This is a genomic window from Saccharopolyspora pogona, assembly GCF_014697215.1.
Classification (GTDB): Bacteria; Actinomycetota; Actinomycetes; order Mycobacteriales; family Pseudonocardiaceae; genus Saccharopolyspora; species Saccharopolyspora hattusasensis.
This window is the reverse complement of sequence record NZ_CP031142.1, coordinates 6,416,241-6,431,800: the sequence shown is the minus strand read 5'-3', so window position 1 is coordinate 6,431,800 and position 15,560 is coordinate 6,416,241. Positions and strand designations below refer to the sequence as shown.

The window sequence follows — 15,560 nt, the reverse complement described above, 5'->3', positions numbered from 1 at the left end:
GTACGGCGCGTGAACGTTTGGCGAAGCAGGTTCCACTGAGCGGGCGATGTGCCACGATTCGTCTTGCGGGGGTCGTACGAAGGGGTGTGGGGCTGGTGTTCGCCCGTCGAATCGTCGTTGTTGGCACCGGGTACGTCGGGTTGACGACCGGGGCGTGCCTGGCGTCGCTGGGGCACCGCGTGGTGTGCAGCGACGTCAACACCGCCAAGGTCGAGCAGCTCTCCCGCGGTGAGGTGCGGATCCACGAGCCCGGCCTGGCTGAACTGGTGCAGGAGGGGATCGCGGCCGGCCGGCTGGAGTTCGTGGTCGGTTCGGCCGGTGCCGTTGCCGAGGCCGAGGTCGTCTTCCTGTGCGTGCCGACCCCGATGGGGGCCGGGGGCGAGGCGGACCTGGCGGTGGTGGAGGCGGTGGCGCACGAGGTGCGCGAGTTGCTGCCCGCGGGATGCGTGCTGGTCACGAAGTCGACGGTGCCGGTGGGCACCTCGGCGCGGCTGCGCGAGCTGGTCGGCCGCGAGAACGTCCCGGTGGTCAGCAACCCGGAGTTCCTCCGTGAAGGCTCGGCGGTGCACGACTTCCTGAACCCGGACCGGATCGTGGTCGGCTCGGACAGCCAGGACGCGGCGGAACGGGTCGCCGCCCTGTACGCGCGGCTCGGTGCGCCGACGGTGCTCACGGACGCGGCGAGCGCGGAGATGGTGAAGTACGCGGCGAACTGCTTCCTGGCGACCAAGCTCTCCTACGTCAACGCGATCGCGGAGCTCTGCGAGCGGTTGGGCGCCGACATTTCCGACGTGACGGAGGGGATGGGCTACGACCGCCGGATCGGTCAGTCGTTCCTGCAGCCGGGGCCGGGCTGGGGCGGCTCCTGCCTGCCCAAGGACACCGCGGCACTGCTGCAGGTGGCGGAGGCGGTGGACTTCGACTTTCCGCTGCTGCAGGCGACGATCTCGTCCAACGCGCGGCAGCGCGAGCGGATGGTGGCGAAGGTCGTCGAGGCCTGCGGCGGTTCCCTCGACGGGGTGCGGCTCGGGCTGCTGGGGCTGACCTTCAAGGCGGGCACCGACGACCTGCGCGATTCGCCCGCCCTGGAGGTGGCGCGGCTGCTGGCGGCGCGCGGCGCGGAGCTGGTCGCCTACGACCCGGGGCTGCGCGGCGACGAGCCGGCGCTGCCGCCCGAGATGGAGCTGGTGGACGACCCGTACCAGGCGGCGAAGGAAGCTGCGGTGCTGGTGCTGCTGACGGAGTGGCAGGAATTCCGGACGCTGGACTGGAACCGGGTGGCCGAGGCGCTGCAGGGCCCGGTGGTGGTCGACACCCGGAACCACCTGGACCCGGACGTCCTGCGCCAGGCGGGCCTGTCCTGGCGAGGCGTCGGCCGAACCCCGGTCGCGGGCGGCCCTGCCTGAATTGCCTGTTTCCGAACTCGTTCTGCACGGCGGTGCGGGTAGCGGGTAGCGGCTCCCCTTCGGGAGTTGCCAACTCGGCCGGGTTGGTCGGTCCGCAATTTCAATGGAAATCGACGGTCCGATTTCCATTGAAATTGCGGGAGTTGTCCACACCCTCCGGCGTGTCGTGGCCCGACACGCCGGAGGGCCGCAATTTCCATTGAAATTGCGGCGGTGCGCGTCGTCGGGGACTGCCCTCGCCGATAGCCCCCTTGGGCAGGCGCTGAAGCAGGCGAAACCGGAACCCCTCCTCGCCGGAACCGCTCCTCGCCGGAACCCCTCCCCACCGGAACCCCTCCCCACCGGGAGCGCCTTCGGAGGGCTTGGGCTGGGCGCGGCAGATGCCTTCGCTTCAGGTGTCGATCGAGAGGGTGGCGGCGGCCTAAGGTAGTTGACGTGTTTACGACTCGCCCGGAACTCGCAGGCACGCACGGGATGGTCGCCTCCACGCACTGGCTCGCCTCCGCGGCGGGCATGGCGGTGCTGGAGGACGACGGCAACGCCTTCGACGCCGCGGTCGCCGCCGGGTTCGTCCTGCAGGTCGTCGAACCACACCTCAACGGCCCGGGCGGTGAGGTCCCCGCGCTGTTCACCACCGCCGACGACCCGCGTCCCCGCGCGCTCTGCGGTCAGGGGCCGGCCCCCGCCGCCGCGACCATCGGCCACTACCGCGACGAGCTGGGCCTCGATCTGATGCCCGGCACCGGATTCCTGGCCACCACCGTGCCGGGCGCCTGGGACGGCTGGCTGCTGTTGCTGCGCGATCACGGCACGAAGACGCTGCGCGAGGTCCTGAAGTACGCGATCGGATACGCACGCGGCGGCTTCCCGATCGTGGACCGGATCAGCACCACCATCGACACGGTCCGTGACATGTTCGCCGAGCACTGGCCCACCTCCGCCCAGCTCTGGCTGACCGGGGGCGCTGCGCCGAAGCCGGGCAGCGTGCTCAAGAACCCGGCGCTGGCCTACACGTGGGAGCGGCTGCTGGCCGAGGGCGAGGCGGCAGGCCCCGGCCGCGAGGCGCAGATCGACGCGGCCCGCCGCGCCTGGTCGCACGGCTTCGTCGCCGAAGCGGTCGAGAAGTTCGTGCGCACGCCGCACCGGGACAACTCCGGGCGGGACCACGCGGGCGTCATCACCGCGCAGGACATGGCCGAATTCGAGGCGGGCTACGAGGCGCCGCTGACCGTCGACCTGCCCGGCGGCTGGACCCTGGCGAAGTTCGGCATCTGGTCCCAGGGGCCCGCGCTGGCGCAGCAGCTGCGCATCCTGGAGGGCCTGGCCGACCGGATCAACTACGTCGACGGCGTCGCCGACGCGGACACCGTGCACATCGCGGTCGAGGCGGCCAAGCTCGCCTTCGCCGACCGCGAAGCCTGGTACGGCGACTCCGCCGATCCCGGTGTCCTCGACGACCTGGTGTCCCGCGACTACGCCGCCGCCCGCCGTGCGCTGATCGGCGACCGCGCCTCGCTGGAGCTGCACCCCGGCTCGCCGGGTGGTCGCAACCCGATCCTGGCCGCGCACGTCGCCGAAGGTCGCGGGGTGGACGGCCTGAAGGATCCGAGCGGCGTCGGCATCGGCGAGCCCACGGTGTCGCCGAGCGGGGAGAGCCGTGGCGACACGGTGCACGTCGATGTGGTCGACCGATGGGGGAACCTGATCTCGGCGACGCCGTCCGGTGGTTGGCTGCAATCCTCGCCGGTCATCCCCGAGCTGGGCTTCTGCCTCGGCAGTCGAGCCCAGATGTTCTGGCTGGACCGGGACCTGCCGAACTCGCTGGCCCCGGGCAAGCGGCCCCGGATCACGCTGAGCCCGTCGCTGGCGCTGCGCGGCGGCGTCCCGACCATGGCGTTCGGCACGCCGGGCGGCGACCAGCAGGACCAGTGGCAGCTGTGCTTCTGGCTGGCACACGTCCACTGTGGACTGAACCTGCAGGAGGCGATCGACGCACCCGCCTGGCACACCGGAGCGTTCCCGGGTTCGTTCTACCCGCGGGCCTGGGAGCCCGGCCGGGTCGTCGCGGAGTCCCGGCTCGGCGCGGAGACCTTCGCCGAGCTGGGCCGCCGGGGCCACGACGTGCTCGACGCGGGCCCCTGGGCTCTCGGCCGCCTGTCGGCGGTCTCCCGGCACCCGGACACGGGTCTGCTGCGAGCGGCGGCAAACGCCCGAGGAGCTCAGGGCTACGCCGCCGGCCGCTGACGCACCCCGCTGACGCACCCCGCTGACGCACCCCGCTGGCGCTGCCGCGCGTGAACTACCACGAGCTTGAGCGTCTTTCCGGCCCGACGAGCGGCTTCGGGGGCCCGAAGACGGTCGCCGGCGACACGTCACAACGAGCTCGTCACTTCCTTCGCGACGCGTTCGCCGGATCTGACCGCACCATCCATGTAACCGCTCCAGATGGTCGCAGTTTCCGTGCCGGCCCAATGAATGTGGCCGACAGGCGCGCGCAGTGCCTTACCGAAGTCGAGCCAGGCGCCCGGTGCGAACACGCCCCCGTAGCCGCCGCGCGTCCATTCTTCTTCCAGCCAGTTCTTCTCGATGTATTCGAGCGGATCAGCGGCTCGTTCGCCAAAGTACCGCGTGAAACATTCGATCACGCCCTTGCGCCGCTGTGCCGCAGGCATCTGATCGGCATGGCGTCCTTGTTCACCTTCAACGAAGCCAAGCAGCACGCCCACACTCGCATCCGGCGGTGAATTGTCGAACGTGGTTCGCACGAGCCCCGTGTCGCTGGTCGCCTGTCCGGCCAGACCGTCGGCGCGCCAGAACGGCGTCGGATAAACGCATTGCACCTTGATCACGCTGCCCATCGGCATGCGTTGCGTCAGCTGTTCACGGGTTCCTGGCAGCAGTGGCGCGTACCGGATTCGGGCGGCTAGCGCGGGCGGCGCGGTCACGACACAGCGCTTGGCGCGCACGCTGAAGTTGTCGCCGTGCACACTGACGCCCGCCGAGTCCTGGTCGATTCTGGTTACAGGTGCGTTCAGAAGGACGCGGGGACCGAGTTCGCGTGCCATTTCAAGCGAGATGCGCTGCGATCCACCGATGATACGGGATTCCTGGGCTCCGTCGGACGTGCGTACCAGCCGGTCGAGTCCGCCCCCGGAGGCGATGTAGAAAAGCACGTGAAGAAGCGACACGTCACGAGGCTCGACTGAGAGGACCGCGTTGATCGCCAGCGATATCAGCGATTTCGCGCCCGGCTGGACAAGATGATGATTCATCCAGTCTTCAAAAGTCTGGCCATCCAAGGTACGTGCGTCGTGCGCGGTCCAGGGCGCGTCTAGTGGAACTCCCTCTGCCATCCTGTCGAGTTCCTGGATCGCGACGGCGGCTTCTGCCGCGCCCACCGGGTCGGAGGGCGGAATCCGGTTCAATCCGAGGTTCAGCGGATCCGCTGGGAACACGTGGCCGTACCGGGTCAGTTTCCCATTGTGGTAGTCGGCATAATCGCCGGCGTCGTAGGTCTTGAACGTTTCCAGGCCGAGCTGCTGGATGAGACCGAGCACCCGGTCCTGTGTCGGCCCTACCCACTGGCCGCCGACCTCCACGATCGTGCCCGGACTGGCTCCCGGCGCAGTCACGGCCTGATTGACGGTACGGCCGCCGACACGGTCGCGTGCTTCGACCACGAGTACCTCGCACCCCGCGGCGACCAGCTCGCGAGCGGCGGTAAGCCCCGCCAATCCCGCACCGACAACAACGACCTGGGTCTCGCTACGCCCAGCGGCGGGAGTCGACTGTGCGATGGCACGCGGCGCACCAGGCGCGATCAGCGCCCCGGTACCAGCCGCGGCCACACCGGACAGCAAACCACGACGTGTCAACCGATTCATGTCCTCTTCCGTACCGCTCGTCTGGGCTATGAACGTCCGGCTGCCGGCAACGTGACCGAGCCTCCGGATCCGCATGGTGGTGGCCGACGACTTGCTGTTGACAGTTGCTCCGAACTCAACCATGACGAGGTGCGACAGATCCAGAGCTGATCAGGAGTTTTGCCTGTGCGAGCAGAACATGCTGGGCAACCAGGCACGCGTCGCGCTTCCCCGGTTGCGGCGGCGCCGTCTCTCACGTCACGGTTTTGCCGTCACGCCTGGCGCATACGGCCTGACGCTGCATCGAGCCGGGTTGGCAACGTAGCACCATTGCGCGGCTCATTGCCCTTGACGCAGGGGTGGACCAACACGGCAATTCGAGGAGACCGGCATGTCGCAACCCAAGTTCGTGCTGCTGACTGGCGCTTCTGGCGTGGTCGGTACGGCATTGCGCCCAGCGCTGGCTCACCACAGGGTTATCAGCCTGACTCATCGTGCCAAAATTGACTCCGAGTCGGTGATCGGCGATGTGACCCAACCGTTCCTGGGGCTCGATGAGCTCACATACCAGAGGCTGGTGTCCCAGGTGGACACTGTGGTGCACTGCGCCGCGAAGACTGACTTCGGCGCTGGAGCTGATGCCGCACACCAGCTCAACGTCGTCGGCACGAAGCGAGTCCTGGAGTTCGCTGCTGACGCGCAGGCCCGTGTCATCTACGTGAGCACCGCATTCGTGGCCCGTAGCGAACTCACCCGGTCGGCACAGGGATTAACGTCCGAGGGGGCGGCTCGCCCCGAAAATTACCTCGACTCCAAGCGAGAAGCCGAGGAGCTGCTTCGCGGCTCGGAAGTCCCCGTGGTGATCGCCCGCCCCTCGGTGGTGGTCGGTGATTCGGTGACCGGCGCCATGGCCCATTTCCAGGGTGTTCACCTGGTCGCCGCAGGCATCCTCAGGAGCAAGTTTCCGCTTCTTCCGTTCGCAGCTGAAGAGCTGGTGGACGTCATACCGCAGGACCTTCTCGCTGCAGGGCTGCGGGCGTTGGTGGACGCGGATGTGCGTGGCGGCGAGTACTGGTTGACTGCGGGGCCCCACGCGCTGACCTCCAGGCGGTTCGTCGACCAATGCGTGGCCGTGGCCGAGGAGTCGGGCATCGATGTCACGCCGCCGCGGTTGGTATCGCCGGACATGGTGGATCGGTTGATCCGCCCGGTATTGACCGATGTTCTTCCTCCGCCCGCACGCAAGCAGTTTGACGACCTGCTGGCCATGGGCGCTTTGTTCGCCGGTGCCGAGCCATTCCCGACTTCCTTCGGCGCCCTCCCCGGTAACTCGGCAGCGTTGACGCTGCCCTCGGCAGAGTGGTTCGAGTCTGCCTTCCGCACTTCAGTGCGCTTTTTCGCCCGTACCAAACGCCTTGTCCCCGCCGCAGCTGCCGGGGCGACGGTATGAGCAGTCATGGCACCCAGCGCGCCGGTTCACGGCAGACGTCGGAACGCTACCGCCGCCACATCTCCCGTGGGCGGGCCCGACTGGCCGACATGACCGGCGGACTGACAGAAGTGTCCTCTCGTGGCAGCCGAGTTGTCGACGCTGATGGAAAGACGTACCTCAACTGCGGCGGATACGGCGTGTTCCTCCTCGGCCATGCCCACCCGGCCGTGGTAGAGGCGGTGGTGGAACAGGTTCACCGGCACCCGCTGACCACACGGCTAATGCTGGAGCCCACCGTCGCCAGTGCTGCCGAAACGCTCGCTGGCGTCGCCCCGAACGGTCTGGACTACGTGCATTTCGTTAACTCCGGAGCCGAGGCCACCGAGGCCGCGATCAAGTTGGCACGTGCCCATGGGCATGCGCACCTCATCTCTGCGGTCGGCGGTTACCACGGCAAGACCATGGGTGCGCTCAGCATCACCGCCCGGGAGCTCTACCAGGCTCCGTTTCGGCCGTTGCTGCCCTCCGTTGACCACGTTCCCTTCGGCGACGCGCAGGCGCTGGAAGAGGCATTGGCCGCAGCACCACCGGCCTGCGTGGTGGTGGAACCGGTGCAGGGAGAGGGCGGTGTCGTTGTTCCGCCGAGCGGATACCTGCGCGATGTCGCGCAGCTGTGCCGGAAGTATGGGGCGTTGTTCGTCCTGGATGAGGTGCAGACCGGACTGGGCCGGCTTGGTCACTGGTGGGGCGCGGACAGGGAGTCGGTCACCCCTGACATTCTCCTGGTGGGCAAGAACCTTTCCGGGGGAGTCGTGCCCGTAGCGGCCATGGTCGCCACAGCAGAGGCGTATTCGCCGTTCAATCGCGACCCGTTCCTGCACACGTCGACATTCGCCGGGTCGCCGATCGCTGCCGCAGCCGCCGAGGCAGCGATCCGTGTGGTCGTTGCGGAAAACCTCGTCACCAAGGCCAGTGAGTTGGGCGAGTACCTGCTCCAGGAGTTACGCCGAATCCTGTTGCACCATTGCGGTCACCTGATCACCGACGTGCGCGGGCTGGGTCTGCTGATCGGAGTGGAGCTGGTCAACGAGCAAGTCACGGGTGAACTGCTGATGGAACTGCTCGACCACGGAGTGCTCGTCAACCATTCACTGAACGCGCACCGGGTGCTGCGCTTCACCCCGCCGGCGGTCCTGACTTCCGAGGACGTTCACTGGCTTCTTGAGGCAGTTACCCGAGCCGCGGAAACCCTCGCGCGCCGATGCCCACCCAACGCTGTTTTGGAAGGAACCCCCTGATATGCCGACTGTTACGGTTGAGTCGCTTGTGCCAACTGCCATTGGGTCCGACGCTGACACTGTCTTCTCCGCGCTTTGCGACACCGAGCGCTTCGCCGATCAAACCGATGAGGTCCGCAGCGTCACCGTCACCGCAAGGCAAGACGGCACCCAGGATTCGGAATGGGCGGTCACGTTTCGCAACGGCATCCTGTGCTGGTCGGAACGAGACCAGATCGACCAGTTCGCCAGGACTATCACGTTCCGGCAACTCGACGGAGACTTTGAACGCTTCGACGGCGAGTGGGCAGTTGACGAGTCCGGATCCGACACGGTCGTCAGGTTTACCGCGCACTTCGATCTCGGTATGTCGAGCCTGGCGGCGATCATCGATCCGATTGCGGAGGGGGCATTGCGCGCGAGCATACAATCCATCCTTCGCGGCCTGCTCGGCGAAGAACTGGTCTTCCTCGACACGGCCTCCTACCCGGTCGCATCCGATGCGGAAAGGCCTTCGTGAGCACGATAGGTGTCACGTCAACAGGAAACTCAACCGCTGGTGAAGCGTGATCAACCGCGTGGGTTGGTGCAGGGCACATTGTTGGCGACGTTCGGGCGAACCGCTTTGAGCCCCAGGCATGGCCAGGTGTGAGCAGGGTGCGAGCCGCTGAAAGACATCCCAGGCCAGCGCGATCAGCGCGGGCGGCCGACGTGCAGCGACTCGGTGCTCCAGAGCAGCACGACGGTGCCGAGCAAGGCGATGGCGCGGGTCTCGGCCCGCTGCATCCGCGGCGGAGCGTCCAGTTGTTCGCGCAGGTCAGCGGAATCGACCCGCAGCTGCGCCAGGCGGCCCGAGCGGCCGGTGAATAGCAGCAGCACCAGCTCGGCGGCCAGGTGCGAGCTGACGACGGCGAACGGCAATCCCCACCGCAACCACTGCCCGAACCCGATGCACGCACCGATCGTGCTGGCCTGGAGCTGGCTGGTGATCAGGTGCGCCCCCGCGCTGACGAGCGTCGCGATCGCCGACAGGAGCACGACAGCCGGGAACAGCACAGGCCCGGTCGCGGCCGGCCGGCGAACGCGGCAGCCGGCACGAGGTAGATCGGCGGCACGAGCGCCGCGCGGCCGCTCGTGCTCGGCACCAGCATTGCGGTGACCACCAGGCCGACCGTGATCAGGTGCATCAGAAGTCACGTAGTCGGTGCGGACCCGTTCCGCGGTGTCCTGGTGGCCGTTCATGGTGTCCACGATCTGTCCCGCTGCTCAGCGGTGCGTGAACCGTCCATGAGAAGCATTTCATCTTTGGGAACGCAGTTGTCCACAGCTTGTGGACAACTGCGTCAACAGGGGTTTCAACTGCGAAAACACCCGTTCGTGCGACTAGTTGTGCACAGCTGTGAAGAAAGTTGTCCACAGCTGTGCACAAGTCCTCAGCGGCGGGTGCTGACCAGCACCAGCCCGACGCCGATGAGCCCGACGCCGCACCACGACGCGACGCCCAGCCGTTCTCCGACGATGAGCACGCTCAGCAGCGCCGCCACCACCGGCTCCAACAGGCTCAGCGTCGTCGCGACGCTGGTAGACGTGCGGCGCAGCCCCGCGCCGAACAGCACGTACGCCAAGCCCATCGGGATCACCGCGAGGTAGCCCGCGACCACCAGCCCGGACGCGGAACCGAACAGCGGGCCGCCGGTGAACGCGAGAACCGGCAGTAGCACCACAGCGCCGGTGCCGAACATCGCGCCCATCACCGCGCGCGACCCGTGTCCGCCGCGCATCATCCGCGCGGCCGCCCACGAGTACACGACATATGCGGCGCCGCCGAGCAAGCCGAGCAGCGCACCGAGCATGGCATCAGTGCCAACACCGGCCTCGCCACCGCCCGTGATCAATAGCAGGCCGAGTACCGAAACCGCCGCGGCCAGCGCCCATCGGCGGTCCAGCCGGACACCGTCGACGACGCGTTCCAGGATCGCGGCGAACACCGGCGCCGAGCCGAGCGTGACGACGGTGCCGATGGCGACCCCGGCGAGCGCCATCGAGGAGTAGAACGCCAGCGGGTAGACCGCCACTGCCAGGGCACCCACGACCAGCAGCCCGGTCCGTCCGGACCGCAGCACGGGCAGCGCGGACCGCCCGGCGACGGCGAGCAGCAGGATGCCGCCGATGCCCATGGTGGCGGCCCCGATCGACAGCGGACTCGCGCCGGCCGGGGCGAAGCTGGCGGCCGTTCCGGTGGTGCCCCACAGGACGGCCGCGAGCAGCACCGGCAGCGGGCCGGAGAGGAAGCTCCGGGCAGGAGCGGGTGCGGTGAGCAATTGATCGGACACAGTGAACTCTTCCGTTCGCGAAACCAGCAGGACTCGTCGAACGGGCGCGCGTCACAATGACCCCGGGCAGTTTCAATTGAAACTGCGATGCCGCCGGGGTGCTGGAGGTTCGCCGCCCGTCAGCGGGACGGCGGCGGCAGAACGCGGTGCCAGTGCGAGTTCACGCCGCCCACCCTAACCGCAGGTCCGGGTCCGCCGGAACGGGCGACCCGGGGTGAGCTCCGTCGCCCTGCCGGTTCCCCGAGCTCTCGGTAGCGTCGCTGGTCCGGACGTTTCTCCTAGGAGGACCCCGATGGCGATCCTGCACACCGACATCCCGACGCGGGCGCAGGTCGATGCGCTGCTGACCGCCCGCGAGCCGGTCAGCGTCTCGCTGTACGTGCCGACCGGCCCGGCCTCCAGCGGCGACGCCGAGCGCATCGAGCTGAAGAACCTCGCCGGGCAGGCGATCGAGCAGCTCCGGCAGGCGGGCACCGCCAAGGAGGACATCGCCGGGGTCACCGAACACCTGGCCGACCTGGCCGAGGACGAGGAGTTCTGGCGCTTCCAGGCCCGCAGCCTGGCGCTGTTCGCCACCCCGAAAGCGCTGACCACCTTCCGGCTGCCGAACCACCTGAATGCGGCGGTCGAGGTGTCCGACCGGTTCCACCTCAAGCCGCTGCTGCGCTCGATCACCTTCCCGCAGACCGCGCTGGTGCTGGCGCTCGCGCAGAACTCGGTGCGGCTGGTGGAGGTCGTGCCCGAGATGGACCCGGTGATCGTCGAGGTGCCCGGGATGCCGGCGGACATGGCCAGCTCGGTGGGCAAGGAGTCGGTCACCGACCGCTTGCCGCGCCGCCGGTTCCAGGGCAGCGAGGGACAGAAGCTCCGGATGCGCCAATTCGCCCGCCAGGTCGACCGCGCGATGCGGCCGGTGCTGCGCGGCGACGTGCCGCTGATCCTGGCCGCGACCGAGCCGCTGCAGAGCATCTTCCGGTCGGTCAGCACCGCTTCGGAGCTCGCCCCGGTCGGCCTGACCGGCAATCCGGAGGAGAGCAGCGACCGCGAGCTGGCGTCGGTGGCCCGCGACGTCCTCGACGACCTGCACGCCGAGCGGATGCGCGAGCTGCATCGGCTGTTCGAGCAGCGCACGGGGCAGGGCCGGACGGTCGCCGACATCGCCGACGTGGCCCGGCACGCGACCATGGGCGCGGTCGACACGGTCTTCGTCGACATCGACAACGCGGTGCCGGGCTTCATCGACGAGGCGGGCGCGGTGACGTTCGAGGAAGCCGAGGACGCCGTGTCCTACGGCGTGGTGGACGAGATCGCCCGCCGGGTCTGGCTCACCGGCGGGCGGGTCCTCGCGGTGCGCCGCGACGACATCCCGGGCGGCGGAGAAACGGCCGCCATCCTCCGCTACCGCCCCTGACCAGCACCGTTCAGCGGCCGGGCTGGGGGCAGGGCCGCCCGTGCGCCAGGCGGTGGTGGTCTGCCGATGATGTCGTCGAGCCTGTCCCGGGTGCTCACCAGATCGCTGATCTGCCGGTTGATGCGGTCGCGCTCGACCACCAACCAGTCGAGCAGCTCGGGCTGCATCTCGGCGGTCTTGACGCAGGGCAGCAGTTCCACGATCTGCCGGCTCGGCAGCCCCGCCCCGTAGAGCTGCTGGATCAGGCGGTCGCGCTCGACCGCGCTCTCCGGATACGTCCGCTGCCCGCTGGGGCTGCGCTTCGAGGCGAGCGGCTGCTGCTCTTCGTGGTACCGCAGCGCCCGCACGCTGACGCCCGTCTTGGCGGAAATTGAAACTGCGACCGAGCCGTCCACGGCCGCACGGCGCCACAAAAGGCCGAACCGGCGACAAGTCACCCGATCGGGGCGCTAGCCTGCTGTGGGATTTTCTACGCGGTGAGGAACCGGATGGACAAGCGGCTGATCGACTGGACCGGCGAGCGCTGTGTGCCGTGGACCGACGACGTTCAGGTCGTCTACGAGCACTACCACCGCTACGCCCTCGCAGCCCGCTTCGTGCGCGGCAAGCGGGTGCTCGACCTCGCCTGCGGCGAGGGCTACGGCGCGGCGCTGCTGGCCGCCGAAGGCGCCGAGGTGGTCGGCGTGGACATCGACCCGACCACGGTCGAACACGCCCAGCACAACTACGGCAGCCGCGACGTCAGCTTCCAGGTCGGCTCGATCACCGACCCCGAACTGCTCGCCGACGCCAAGCCCTTCGACGTGATCGTCTGCTTCGAGGCGATCGAGCACGTCGAGGACCACGACGCCATCCTGAGCCTGGTCAGGTCTCGGCTCGTCCAAGGTGGCCTGTTCCTGAGCAGCACCCCCGACACGGCGGTCTACTCGCACGAGCACGGCAACGACAACCCGTACCACGTCAAGGAACTCACTGCGAAGCAGTACGAAACGCTGCTGGAGGACGCGTTCCGGCACGTGGCCGTGCTAAAGCAGAACGTCACCGTCGGATCGCTGCTCACCCCCGCCGACCACGGCGACCCGGACACCGCGATCGACGGCGTCCGGCTGCAGACGATCGAAGTGCGCGACGGCGAATGGGCCGTCCGGCAAGGCGTCCCGCACACCTACCTGCTGGGCATCGCCTCCGACAAGCACCTGCCGAAGCTGCCCGCCGCCGCGCTGCTGACCGACGCCGACCTCACGCTCATCCGCCGCGGCGGCGACGTCACGCCGATAATCGAACAACGCGACGCGGCGGTCGCGGACGTGGCCAAACTCCACGAGCTCTACCAGCGCAGCCGCGTCGAATCCGAAGAGCTCAAGAGCACCATCAGCAGGCTCGAAGGACTGCGCAAAGCCGAAGAGCATCGCGCCGACCAGAGCATCCGCGAGCAGGCGAAGCTGCGAGCCGAACTGGACCGCGTCGCCGGCGAGCTGCACGAGAGCCGGCAGAGCGCGGAGCGCGACGCTGCGCGCATCGAGTGGCTGCGCGACACCGTCGCGCGGCTCGAAGGACGCGTAGCGGACGCCGAGCGGCAAGCGGCGGAGCTCGGCGCAGCGAACGCGGAGCTGGCGGCGCAGAACTCCGCGCTGGTTCAGCGCGCGGTGGCGAAGTACCGGAAGGTCGTCGAGCGCGTAGCGCCGCGCGGCACCGCGCGGCGCGATGCGTACGAGATCGCGCTCGGGCGCAAGCCCGGCGTGCCGCAGGCCGAGGAGACGGTCGAGACCGGTCCGCTTCCCGTGCCGCACAGCGACAAACCGCTGGTCAGCGTGATCATTCCGGTGCACGGCAAGTGGCCCTACACCCGGCAGTGCCTGCGGTTCCTCGGCGGGCATGTGGTGTCCGTGCCGTTCGAGGTGATCGTCGTCGACGACGCCTCGCCGGACGACAGCGCCGAGAAGCTCGCCGCTTGCGAAGGTGTCCGGCTGGTGCGCGCCGAACGCAACCTCGGGTTCATCGGCGCCTGCAACCTCGGTGCCGAGCACGCGCGCGGCGAATACCTGTTCTTCCTGAACAACGACGCCGAGGTCACCGAGTCCTGGCTGGAAATCCTGATGGACACGATCCGCGGTGACGAACGCATCGGGCTTGTCGGCGCCAAGCTGGTCTACCCGGACGGCCGGCTGCAGGAGTGCGGCGGCATAGTGTGGTCCGACGGCAACGGCTGGAACTACGGCCGCAACACCGAGCCCGGCGGCGCCGAGTTCAACGTGGTGCGCGACGTCGACTACTGCTCCGGCGCGGCAATCCTGGTGTGCACCAACGTGTTCCGGCAGGTCGGCGGCTTCGACACCCGGTACGCGCCCGCCTACTACGAGGACACCGACCTGGCGTTCGCGGTGCGCGCGGCCGGCTACCGGACAGTGGTGCAGCCGAAGGCCGTCGTCGTGCACCACGAAGGCGTGTCCAACGGCACCGACCTCAGCACCGGGGTGAAGAAACACCAGGAGCTCAACCGCAAGGTATTCGTGGAGAAGTGGGCCGACACGCTGGCCGCCGAACACCTGCCGGAAGCCTCGCCGCGCAACCTCTGGCTCGCGCGGCAACGCGGCACCCGCGGCCACCACGGGCCGATCGTGCTGGTGAAGGATCACCAGGTGCCACGCCCGGACTTCGACTCCGGTTCCGTGCGGATCCGCCGCGTGCTGGAGCAGTTCGTGCGGCTCGGCTGCCGGGTGGTGTTCTTCCCCGGCAACCACGCGCGCCTGGAGCCCTACACGACGCAGCTGCAGCAGCTCGGCGTCACGGTGCTGCCCGAACCCGAACTGCAGCAGGCGTTCCTGCACGAGGCGGGCTCGGAGATCTCGCTGGCACTGCTGTCCCGCCCGCAGGTCGCGTGGAGCCTGGTCGAGGAGCTGCGCACCTGCGCGCCGCAGGCGGTCATCGCCTACGACACCGTCGACGTGCACTTCCTCCGGCTGGAGCGGCAGGCCGAGGTCGCCGAGCAGCAGGGCGACCCGGCGCGGGCGGAAGCGCTGCGGCGCAAGGCCTTCGCGTCGCGGCAGATGGAGCTCGGACTGACCCGTTCCTGCGACGTCACACTGGTGGTGTCCGAGGCCGAGCGGGTTCTGCTGCGCGAGCTGGTCCCCGACGCCGACGTGCGGGTGCTGTCCAACGTGCACGAGGTCGACTGGAGCCCGGCGAAGCCGGACGGGCGCAAGGACCTGCTGTTCGTCGGCAGCTTCGACCACCCGCCGAACGTCGACGCCGTGCGCTGGGCGGTGCGCGAGATCATGCCGCTGGTGCGGGAGAAGTGCCCGGACGCGGTGCTGCACGTCGTCGGCAGCAACCCGACCGACGAGGTCCGGGAGCTGGCCGGGCGGGGCGTGCAGGTGCACGGCTGGGTCGCCGACCTGGAGCCGCAGTACGCGGCGAGCCGCGTGACCCTCGCGCCGCTGCGGTTCGGCGCCGGCGTCAAGGGCAAGGTCGGCGAGAGCCTCAGCCTCGGGGTGCCGGTGGTCGGCACGACGGTGGCGATCGAGGGCATGCACCTGGTGAACGGCGAGCACGTGCTGGTCGCCGACGATGCGGAGGGGCTGGCGGAGGCGGCAGTCCGGCTGCTCACCGACGACGACGCCTGGCAGCGGCTGGCGGAGGCGGGCAAGGCGGGCATCGCGGCCCAGTTCGGCCCGGACGTCTCCCGAGCGGCCCTCGGCGACCTGCTCGCCACCACCGACTACGAGGCCTGATCCCGACACACCCCGGTGCGTCGGGCCCCGACGCACCGATCCCCTGCAATTTCCATTGAAATCGAAGGTCCGGTTTCAATGGAAATCGAAGGTCCGATTTCCATTGA

The 15,560-nt window shown here is 68.8% G+C and carries 11 protein-coding genes; 7 read left to right on the top strand and 4 right to left on the bottom strand.

The genetic code is table 11. The features are described from left to right. The first annotated feature begins 95 nt into the window (after positions 1-95). Together DL519_RS29865 and DL519_RS29860 are read left to right on the top strand one after the other, a co-directional pair. Positions 96-1,406, top strand: coding sequence for a UDP-glucose dehydrogenase family protein (locus DL519_RS29865; RefSeq protein WP_190819722.1), 1,311 nt, complete (start codon positions 96-98; stop codon positions 1,404-1,406). 435 nt (positions 1,407-1,841) lie between these two features. Beyond that, positions 1,842-3,650 carry a gamma-glutamyltransferase family protein gene (locus DL519_RS29860; protein WP_190819720.1) on the top strand — a complete coding sequence of 603 codons (1,809 nt, stop codon included), beginning with the start codon at positions 1,842-1,844 and terminating at the stop codon, positions 3,648-3,650. Between the two features lie 128 nt (positions 3,651-3,778). Here the strand turns inward: DL519_RS29860 and DL519_RS29855 are convergent, their stop codons facing one another. Further along, positions 3,779-5,413 carry a flavin monoamine oxidase family protein gene (locus tag DL519_RS29855; RefSeq protein WP_223839722.1) on the bottom strand — a complete coding sequence of 545 codons (1,635 nt, stop codon included), beginning with the start codon at positions 5,411-5,413 and terminating at the stop codon, positions 3,779-3,781. Between the two features lie 247 nt (positions 5,414-5,660). Here DL519_RS29855 and DL519_RS29850 point away from each other — a divergent pair, with 247 nt between their 5' ends. Genes DL519_RS29850 through DL519_RS29840 form a run of 3 tightly spaced genes read left to right on the top strand, consistent with a single transcriptional unit; the run spans position 5,661 to position 8,498 of the window. After that, positions 5,661-6,719 (top strand): SDR family oxidoreductase, encoded by a 1,059-nt coding sequence (locus DL519_RS29850; RefSeq protein ID WP_190819718.1) that lies wholly within the window; start codon positions 5,661-5,663, stop codon positions 6,717-6,719. After that, positions 6,716-7,999: an aspartate aminotransferase family protein gene (locus tag DL519_RS29845; RefSeq protein ID WP_190819716.1), complete on the top strand. Its 1,284-nt coding sequence runs from the start codon at positions 6,716-6,718 to the stop codon at positions 7,997-7,999. The genes DL519_RS29850 and DL519_RS29845 overlap by 4 nt, the downstream gene beginning before the upstream one ends. Position 8,000: 1 nt before the next feature. Beyond that, positions 8,001-8,498 carry a type II toxin-antitoxin system RatA family toxin gene (locus tag DL519_RS29840; RefSeq protein WP_190819714.1) on the top strand — a complete coding sequence of 166 codons (498 nt, stop codon included), beginning with the start codon at positions 8,001-8,003 and terminating at the stop codon, positions 8,496-8,498. A gap of 173 nt (positions 8,499-8,671) precedes the next feature. Here the strand turns inward: DL519_RS29840 and DL519_RS29835 are convergent, their stop codons facing one another. Both DL519_RS29835 and DL519_RS29830 read right to left on the bottom strand, forming a co-directional pair. Continuing rightward, positions 8,672-9,229: a transporter permease gene (locus tag DL519_RS29835; protein ID WP_190819712.1), complete on the bottom strand. Its 558-nt coding sequence runs from the start codon at positions 9,227-9,229 to the stop codon at positions 8,672-8,674. Positions 9,230-9,411: 182 nt separating this feature from the next. Next, a complete protein-coding gene (locus DL519_RS29830; protein WP_190819711.1) occupies positions 9,412-10,311 on the bottom strand; it encodes a DMT family transporter in 900 nt (299 codons plus the stop codon). Between the two features lie 292 nt (positions 10,312-10,603). Between DL519_RS29830 and DL519_RS29825 the strand changes: the two genes are divergently transcribed. Then, positions 10,604-11,722 carry a baeRF11 domain-containing protein gene (locus DL519_RS29825; RefSeq protein WP_190819709.1) on the top strand — a complete coding sequence of 373 codons (1,119 nt, stop codon included), beginning with the start codon at positions 10,604-10,606 and terminating at the stop codon, positions 11,720-11,722. On the opposite strand, the gene DL519_RS29820 is transcribed toward DL519_RS29825, so the two are convergent. Beyond that, complete coding sequence (locus DL519_RS29820) at positions 11,710-12,117, bottom strand: MerR family transcriptional regulator (RefSeq protein ID WP_223839719.1); 408 nt, start codon at positions 12,115-12,117, stop codon at positions 11,710-11,712. The two genes, DL519_RS29825 and DL519_RS29820, sit on opposite strands and share 13 nt — an antisense overlap. Before the next feature lie 93 nt (positions 12,118-12,210). Between DL519_RS29820 and DL519_RS29815 the strand changes: the two genes are divergently transcribed. Beyond that, complete coding sequence (locus DL519_RS29815) at positions 12,211-15,453, top strand: glycosyltransferase (RefSeq protein WP_190819707.1); 3,243 nt, start codon at positions 12,211-12,213, stop codon at positions 15,451-15,453. Positions 15,454-15,560: the final 107 nt, after the last annotated feature.

Excerpts from the sequence above, each read along its gene's own strand:
- DL519_RS29845 (WP_190819716.1), top strand. The coding sequence starts at position 6,716 with ATGAGCAGTCATGGCACCCAGCGCGCCGGTTCACGGCAGACGTCGGAA.
- DL519_RS29855 (WP_223839722.1), bottom strand. The coding sequence starts at position 5,413 with ATGGTTGAGTTCGGAGCAACTGTCAACAGCAAGTCGTCGGCCACCACC.
- DL519_RS29815 (WP_190819707.1), top strand. The coding sequence starts at position 12,211 with ATGGACAAGCGGCTGATCGACTGGACCGGCGAGCGCTGTGTGCCGTGG.
- DL519_RS29840 (WP_190819714.1), top strand. The coding sequence starts at position 8,001 with ATGCCGACTGTTACGGTTGAGTCGCTTGTGCCAACTGCCATTGGGTCC.
- DL519_RS29825 (WP_190819709.1), top strand. The coding sequence starts at position 10,604 with ATGGCGATCCTGCACACCGACATCCCGACGCGGGCGCAGGTCGATGCG.
- DL519_RS29850 (WP_190819718.1), top strand. The coding sequence starts at position 5,661 with ATGTCGCAACCCAAGTTCGTGCTGCTGACTGGCGCTTCTGGCGTGGTC.